The organism is Acinetobacter sp. P8-3-8 (assembly GCF_000214135.1).
Taxonomy (GTDB): domain Bacteria; phylum Pseudomonadota; class Gammaproteobacteria; order Pseudomonadales; family Moraxellaceae; genus Acinetobacter.
Genome location: NZ_AFIE01000121.1, coordinates 1 through 1,424 on the forward strand (window position 1 = coordinate 1; position 1,424 = coordinate 1,424).

The following is a 1,424-nucleotide window of genomic DNA, read 5'->3' on the forward strand; positions in this document are numbered from 1 at the left end:
CCAAACCACTAATCTTGTTGGTACTGCTATCAATTACAACAGTACCCACATTCACTTTATCTGTTGTAATGCCATCTTTAGTGATAACAGTTTGGTCACCCACTGTGCCTACTGTTAAACCTGTTGTATCAAGTTTGCTTGCACCAGCAGTTACGCTAGTTACAGATACATCTTTCTTCAATGCAACCACAATATTGCCAGCTGTATCAACTTGAGTCATCAAGTTGTTGCCACCATCAAACTGAGCAAAGTCTGTATTGGTGTCTGCACCTTTTACAGTCACTTTAGTGCCAAGTTTTGCTGTGTAATCCGCTCCACTATTCGCACCAAAGATTAAGCCTTTGTTGGTTAAACTCGTGTTGATGTTATCCAATTGACCTTTGTTCACAGCATCTGATGCCGCTGTCGCATTCGCTACATTGGTGATCTTGTCACCACCTACATCTAATCCATTCGCTGTGCTAGTTAAAGTCGTGGTATTTGCTCCACTTCCAATCACTGCTTGTGGTGTCGTAATGCCAGTGTTGTTAATCACTGTAGCACCTGTAGTAACACTACCCGCAGCTCCTAAATTGATTGCTTCTGCTAACTTGATATCAAGCTGGTTACTACCATTAGCCACAACGCCAATATTATTATTGGTCAGTGTACCTGTAGATCCACCCTTAACATTTAAGTCTTCGCCTAGTTTTCGCGTTGCTTTCGTTCCGCTATCACCTACAAAGCCAAGTGACTTGGTCACCTCTGTATTTAAGTTACCTAATGCTGTCGCTACGTTATTCGCTGCTGTGTATGTCGTGCCATCTGTCTTAGTAATTGTGTAGCTCGGTGCATTTATTGCGCCTGTCGCAGCGTTTACTGTCGTACCTAATGCTGATGCAATCGCGGTATTGTTGTTAAACAGTTGGCCACCATTCACTGCATCTGTTGAGCCTGAAACCAATGAACCTGCTGCTACATTGGTGATCTTGTCTCCACCTACATCCAATCCATTTGCTGTGCTGGTTAATACTGTGTTGTTGGTTGCATCTCCAACCGTTACTTGTTTGGTCGATACGCTGGTCGCACCAATCACTGTATTGTCTGTACCCTCAGTCACTGTCAAGCCGTCTTTGTTCAAGACTGTCTTGTCTGTGCCTGTTCCCGCTGTAACGCTGTCAAAGGTCGCATTTTTCGCTAGGCGGATATCAAGCCCTGTCGCTGTTGTAACCGTCTTCACATTTTCGTTGCTGGTCGCTGTATCCGCTCCTGTGAAGCCACCTTTAATGTCTAAGGTTTGTCCCAAGTTGCGGTGTACATTCGTACCGCTGTTCCCTGCAAAGTCTAGGCCTGCATTGGTTAAGTTCGTGCTGACTGCATCCAACTGACCTTTGTTCACCGCATCTGATGCTAATGTCGCATTCGCTACATTGGTGATCTTGTCT

The 1,424-nt window shown here is 44.9% G+C and carries 1 pseudogene; it reads right to left on the reverse strand.

The annotated features are described in order from the left end of the window. Positions 1-1,424: pseudogene (locus GGG_RS20180) on the reverse strand (hypothetical protein); the annotation flags it as partial.